This window comes from Anaerococcus sp. C0059F3, from assembly GCF_056590475.1.
In genome coordinates, this window is sequence record NZ_JBWPWE010000014.1 from 37501 (window position 1) to 44128 (window position 6628).

Here is a 6628-nt window from a genome sequence, read left to right on the forward strand (position 1 = left end):
AAGTGCATTCACGAAGGTTGGAAGTATATTATTTCATATTTCTTCCCTAAAGAAGGATATAGACATGATGAAAGTCCCGATTTTGAAGTATATGGAGATGGAGACCCTAATTCAGAAGACTATAAAATGGAATTATGGGTTCCTATAGTAAAAGAGTAATTTAAATTTGTTTAACGGCATCTATCAAATGGTAGGTGCTTTTTTGATTGCTATTAGTAAAAATAGGAATGAGTAAAAAGTCGTATGAAATTTGACCTAACAACGGGAGAAGCAAAAATACCAAGGGAAATAGAATACATCTATCCATGTATCTTTAGTAAAGAAAATATAAATATAATGGCATATCCATTAGAAACAATTTTAGCTGAAAAAAACGAAACCATAATCAGAAGAAATATAATAACAACACAAATGAGAGACTTTTACGACCTATACACTCTCTACAAGCTGAAAAAAGACCAGATAGACTATGAAATTTTAAAAGAAGCAATAGAGAGAACCTCAAACATAAGAGGAAGCTAGGATATAATGCAAGACTATGAGGAAATAATTGAGGACATAAAAGAATATTCATACCTAAGATCTTTGTGGGAAGTATATCTCAGTGGAAATAAGTATATTAAATATCTGACAATTAATATGATTGTTGATTGGTAACAATTTTATTAAATAGGATTAATGATATGTTTTATCCTGTTATTTATCCGAAAAATTGGCTTTATTATTATGAAAGTTGTTCATTTTATTTAGAATATGATTACATAGAGTATCTTTTAAGAGAATTCGAAATTATAGATAAAATAAATTGCTGTATTAAAAAAGACGATAAAGAAGAACTTTTAGAAGTAATTAAATATAGAAGACAAATTCTTACTGATTGGAATACAGACTATGACATTCTCATTACAAGTCTTAACTTATCTAGTTTTTCAATAGGTATGAATGAGATTATATCGTGGAGATTTGAAAAATCTTACAAAGATTTTGAAAAAATTTTTATTGAAAACTATTCTGATAAAGTAAAAGAGTTGACTGTAGAATATTTAAAAAAGAATAAAAATTCTTGTGATGTTAATTTAGCTTTATACTATGTTATGGATAAAATAAGAGATGACCCAGATTTAAAAGATGGAAATTATAAATTTGAAGTTATTCAAAATAAAAAAATGGTAAATATAATTTTTAAGGTTTATTTATCTCTCCAAGAAGATGATTTATTTTATTTGGGTTGGGGAGAGCTTCATTTGAAAGAATAGTAAGAAATATTGATATGAGGTATTCAAAATAGCCTAATCAAAATCAATGGTGAAGTAAATAGAATTGCCAACAAAATAATGAAATATCTACAAGATATGAAATTAAAAAGATTCAGAAAAAAGCCTATGTATAACACGTGGAAAGCGTTGTTAGATTAGAAAAAGAATGATGATTTTTCAGTTGGAATAATTCGTCAAATAAGGAGAATCAGATTATAAATTATAAAATTGGACTTAAATTTAATAAACATTTATAAGAATATCTTTACAAAATCTTTTAAAGCCTGTGCTGATTTGGCTTGGTATAATAAAACAGGACTGCTTCTAGAGGAGGAAGATAAATGAAGAAGATTGAAGGTTCACCTAAAAATTTAAAACAATTATTGCAGAATACGAAATATTCTATTCACTATTACCAGCGTGAATATATGTGGCAGCGTAAACACATAGAAGAATTGATTGATGACCTCACATCAGAATTTTTGGAATATTATAAAACAGATGACCCAAGACAGGCTGTTGCTGATTATGGTGTATATTTCATGGGTTCCATTGTTCTTGCTGGTAGAGAAAATGCAATTATTGATGGTCAACAAAGATTCTCTTCTTTGACATTGTTATTAATGTATCTTAACAATAGATTAAAATCTATAGGTCAGATTTATAACATGATTGAAACTATGATTTTCTCAGAATCCTTTGGAACAAAATCTTTCAACATTAATGTTGACGACCGTCAAGATTGTATGAACGCAATTTTTAACAATACTGATTTTGATATTACTGGATCTGGAGAATCAGTAAAAAATCTTTATGGACGTTATCAAGACATTCAGGATGTTTTCCCAGCTAATATCACTGATGATATGTTGTTATATTTCTGTGATTGGATTGCTGAAAAAGTATATTTTATTGAAATTGTAGCAACAACTGAGCAAGATGCATATAAAGTATTTATTTCGATGAATGATCGTGGTTTGAGCCTTACATCTACGGAAATGTTAAAGGGCTATATTCTTTCTGAAATTAAATCTGATTCAATCCGTGAAGAAATGAATTATATATGGAAGGATAAAGTTCTTACATTGAAGAAGGATGATGACAAGGGCGATGAGACATTTATTAAAGCGTGGCTTCGAGCTCACTATGCGGAAACCATCCGTGAGACAAAAGCTGGTGCAATTAATAAGGATTTTGATATTATTGGTGGCTTCTTCCATAAATGGGTTCGAGATGAACGTGATAAGTTGGGACTTAAGAATTCACACGACTTTGAGCTGTTCATAGAGAAATTTGCAAAATTCGCCGATGTTTATGAACATATTCGTAAAGCAGAAACAACGTTTGCTCAAGAAACTAAGTATGTATATTACAATGCTCAAGTCAACTTCACATTACAGCCACAACTTTTATTGGCACCAATATGCTATGAAGATTCTTGGGCAGTTATAATTGAGAAGATAAATCTTGTAGCAAGATTTATTGACTTGTTAATTATTTCTAGAGTGACAAATTACCGATCTGTTGATTATAGTACAATCAAGAATTATGTTTTTTCTGTTAGTAAGGATATCCGTATGACGGATATACCAACATTGAAGCAGAAATTAAAGCAGCACTATATCAATCTTGAGTTCGACCCTAAATCAGCATTAACAAATTTAAGACTAAATAGCTTCACTAAGAAATACATCAAAAACATTCTTGCCCGTATAACTGGATATATAGAAGATCAGATAGGTGTTGCTTCAAATTATTGTAATTACATGAATACAAAAACAAAGAATCCATTTGAAATTGAACACATTATTACAGACCACTATGAATGGTTTACGACAGAGTATTCTGATCAAGATGATTTCAAACGTTGGAGAAACAGTATCGGTGCCTTATTACTTATTCATAAGAGTATCAATGCCAGTCTGAATGATGCAAAGTATGATTATAAGCTTAAGAAATATTGTTCTAACGAAGGTAATATTTATAGTGAATCTCTTGGTGATTTGGCATATCAAAATAACCCTAAATTTATGAAATTCATTGCAGATAACAATCTTGGATTCAAATCGTATGCTTCATTTGGTAAGCATGAGATTACTGATCGAATTGCAGTTCTAACTGATTTGGTAAAACTTGTTTGGAACGATAACTTGTTTCAATAAATGATAAACTGTAAAAGCAATAAGATTTAGCTGGATAGTCATCGTTAAATTCCTAGTTTAGAGTTGATAGTACAGGATATATATTGATTTTCTTAATTAACTTAGTGATTACTTTTTTCATGCAGAGTTGTTTTCACTTATTAAGAAGATAAAATAAATAATTAATAAGACTTTTAGGTTAATATAAACTTGAAGTCTTATTTTTATTATTATTTAGCTTGAAAAGGGTATAAGTTAGTTAAGGAAGATGTTTTTAGGGAATTTATTTATTAAATATGGCTGGTTTAAAGTTAGTATATTTTTTATTGGGGGAAATTATGAAAAAATCTTTTAAATTTTTAGGTATTTTATTTATTACGGCGGTTTTTCTTGTTGGGTGCCAAGGTCAGAAAGATTTTCCTGAAGTTGAGAAGGATAATGTAGCCCATGAAAATCCTGGCAAAGAAAAAGGGAATAAAGAAAAGACTGATAAGGCAAATATTGCGGAATATGATTCTAATAAGATAAGTTCAAATCAAATAGAAAATTTGAAGCCTCTTAAAGGTGCGAAGATTGGATCTGTGTCTTCCTATGTTGAGGATAGGGAGGTTTGGAATGACTTATTTGATGAAAAGTATATTGATTCTGCAAAATGCTACGGCTTTGGAATCCATATCCCTAGGATACTTTTGGATTCTCCTGATGCGAAGATAGCTAATAAAGAGATTGATAGTTTGGTAGGGAAAATCAAAAATACATATGAAGATAATAAGGATAATATGGAAGGCTCTGATATTGGTATCCGGGCATCTTTTTCTGTTTATCAAGATGAGAATATTCTTAGTGTGATGATTGAAAATTACGATATTTGGAATGGAGAGTCTACAAATTATCTTGTATATAATTTTTCTCTTCCTGATGGAAACTTTATTGATGATTATGAGGTTATGAAAAACTTTGGTGTGGACAAGGAACAAGTTTTGGGAATTGTGGAAAATAGTTTGAGGGAAGATAGAGACTTGTTTACTAAAATTTATTGTAGGGATATCACGGATTTATCTTACACAAGCAATCCTAGCAATTTAACAGGCCTTATCCTTAATGACCTTTGGGATAATTATAATTCTAAGAACGGCCAAATTTATATTAACGAAGTGGGGATTCCTAATTTTGTTTTCACTGGTTTTGAAAGTGCGGACAATGGACAGGCACCTTTAACTTTAAAACTAAGGTTAGATAAATTTGACGATAATCCAATTTCTGATCAATATTTGAGGATAGCAAGAGAACTAGGAATTGACCCTAATGATGAAAATAACAAAGCTTTTATTCTTTATCTTGGAGGAGCTTTTGATGATCAAAGTCTAAAAGATAGTTTAGGTAAATTACAAGCCTACTTAGATGCTTTTTATTATGATTTTGAGGAGCCTGATATGATGGTTGCCATTAAACAAAGTGAAGGCGGAGATATGCCATATTTAAATGGCCAAGATTGTTATTTAGTTATTCCAAAGTACAAAAATGCTTCTGTTTCCCTTAAAGAATTAGAAATTACCGAAGATGGTAAGCTAAAAGAAGTTGAAAATCCATACTTGGATAATAATGCTTGTAGCGGAACAACTTTTATTTGTCAAAATATAAGTGATATTGGACCAAACGGGAAAATTACTATAAGGTATAGGGACGATGTCTTGGAATTTTCACCTTCAATTAGCTTAAAGGACGGCTCTTTGATTGTTCCAGAAGGAGTTACAAACGCTGAAAAAATCCTTGATTGGGATAAGGGGGTACAAAAAGGTGCTTATCCTTACACAATTTATGAAAGAATGAAATTCATAATGGGTGTGGGTTGATAGACGCTTTTTGTACTGATAATTTAATTGATTTCTAAATTACAAAGTATAAAGGGATAAGCTATGAAAAATCAAAGAGAATCTTCCATGAAAGTTTTCTAGAATGTTAATAAATTATAATTGAATAGAATCTATAGAAGCATTCAAAGGATTGGGTGCTTTTATAATTTTATAGAGAAAGATTATTTGATAGTTGTTTAGGTATACTTTTATTGATAAAATAATATAGACAAATATAGTTTTTAGTAATCAAGTGAGGAATTGATACGATATGAATAATAATTTAGATATAGAATATAAAATCTTACCCTATGAAAATTTTTCGGAAAATGAGGAGTTTTATTTTGATGAAATAATTTTTGATGTGGATAATAAGCTTGATCTCTTATCTAGTAATGCTGACAAGTTTGATTATTTATTGGCTATTTCCAGTGGGCTTATTTGTGGAATGCTTGATATCCTTTGGGTTGGAGAATTTGATCTTGAAAACGGGCAGTGGTCTTGCCAGCGAAAAAGAAGAATAATTGAGTTATAAATCTGGCGTGACTTTTAAGGTAATTGCCAGATTTATTTTTTAAAATAAAATGGAAAGTTTACTTGACATAAGTTTAAAATCCTATTATAATAAATGTAAAGCTAGCTTAACATTTGGAGGTGGATTATTTGAAAAATAGGTTGGAGGAAATACGCAAGGAAAGAGGGATTACCCAGGAAGAACTGGCGAAGATCCTTGAAGTATCAAGGCAGACTGTGGGCTCTCTTGAAAATGGGAGATATAATCCATCGATTATCTTGGCTTTTAAGATTGCAAGATATTTTGAAATGGCCATCGAAGATATTTTTATCTATGAGGAGGGAAATGATGATGAAAAATAAGAAAATTTGGTATATAGGATATGTGATTGGTTTTATAAGTTTGGTGGCTTTATTTATTTTTAAGGATGATGAAATTTTAAATAAGATATTGCCTTTTATTTTTACAATAAGTGTGACTATTTCTAGTGTTAGCCTAGGTCATAACAAGAAGATGGAGGATGATCCATTCTATAGAATAAATGTAAATGATGAGAGAAATGAGAAAATTAGAGATAAGGTAAATGCAGCAATGACTCCTATTCTCATGCTTATCATGGGTCTAGTAGCCGTGATTTGTTTTTCTACAAAGGCTTATTTACCAGCAACTATTTTAGCAATAGGAATTTTATCTTTTCCTCTTATAACCTTTTTTGTCAGTAGACACTATGAGAAAAAATATTAAAATTTTTTAATATGATTAACCACCTAATTAGGCTTATAAAGACAAATAAGGTGACCCCACAAAGTTGGACCTAATACCAGAGTTAGAACTAAACTAGCTCTGGTATTTCTTTGTTCTTTC

General features: G+C 30.2%; 7 protein-coding genes and 1 pseudogene (1 of these 8 cut by a window edge). All 8 read left to right on the plus strand.

Going from position 1 to position 6628, the window contains the following annotated elements; genetic code table 11:
- Nucleotides 1–159 carry the final stretch of a GyrI-like domain-containing protein gene (locus AC1EJ5_RS08990; protein WP_479815778.1) on the plus strand. It extends 690 nt beyond the left edge of the window, so the window shows 159 of its 849 coding nt (coding positions 691–849); the start codon falls outside the window, past its left edge; it ends in the stop codon at nt 157–159.
- Nucleotides 160–234: 75 nt separating this feature from the next.
- Nucleotides 235–686: pseudogene (locus tag AC1EJ5_RS08995) on the plus strand (nucleotidyl transferase AbiEii/AbiGii toxin family protein); the annotation flags it as partial.
- Nucleotides 684–1256, plus strand: a complete 573-nt coding sequence (locus tag AC1EJ5_RS09000) for a hypothetical protein (protein ID WP_223420515.1) — start codon at nt 684–686, stop codon at nt 1254–1256. The pseudogene AC1EJ5_RS08995 and the gene AC1EJ5_RS09000, both read left to right, overlap by 3 nt.
- 341 nt (nt 1257–1597) lie before the next feature.
- Complete coding sequence (locus AC1EJ5_RS09005) at nt 1598–3418, plus strand: DUF262 domain-containing protein (RefSeq protein ID WP_479815780.1); 1821 nt, start codon at nt 1598–1600, stop codon at nt 3416–3418.
- A 317-nt stretch (nt 3419–3735) separates the two neighbouring features.
- Entirely contained in the window at nt 3736–5250 is a 1515-nt protein-coding gene (locus AC1EJ5_RS09010; RefSeq protein ID WP_479815782.1) for a hypothetical protein, read from the plus strand.
- A gap of 271 nt (nt 5251–5521) precedes the next feature.
- The gene (locus AC1EJ5_RS09015; protein WP_479815784.1) at nt 5522–5785 is read left to right on the plus strand and encodes a hypothetical protein; all 264 of its coding nucleotides are present in this window, start codon (nt 5522–5524) and stop codon (nt 5783–5785) included.
- Between the two features lie 128 nt (nt 5786–5913).
- Complete coding sequence (locus tag AC1EJ5_RS09020) at nt 5914–6126, plus strand: helix-turn-helix transcriptional regulator (protein ID WP_479815786.1); 213 nt, start codon at nt 5914–5916, stop codon at nt 6124–6126.
- Entirely contained in the window at nt 6116–6508 is a 393-nt protein-coding gene (locus AC1EJ5_RS09025; protein ID WP_223420510.1) for a DUF2178 domain-containing protein, read from the plus strand. The genes AC1EJ5_RS09020 and AC1EJ5_RS09025 overlap by 11 nt, the downstream gene beginning before the upstream one ends.
- Nucleotides 6509–6628: the final 120 nt, after the last annotated feature.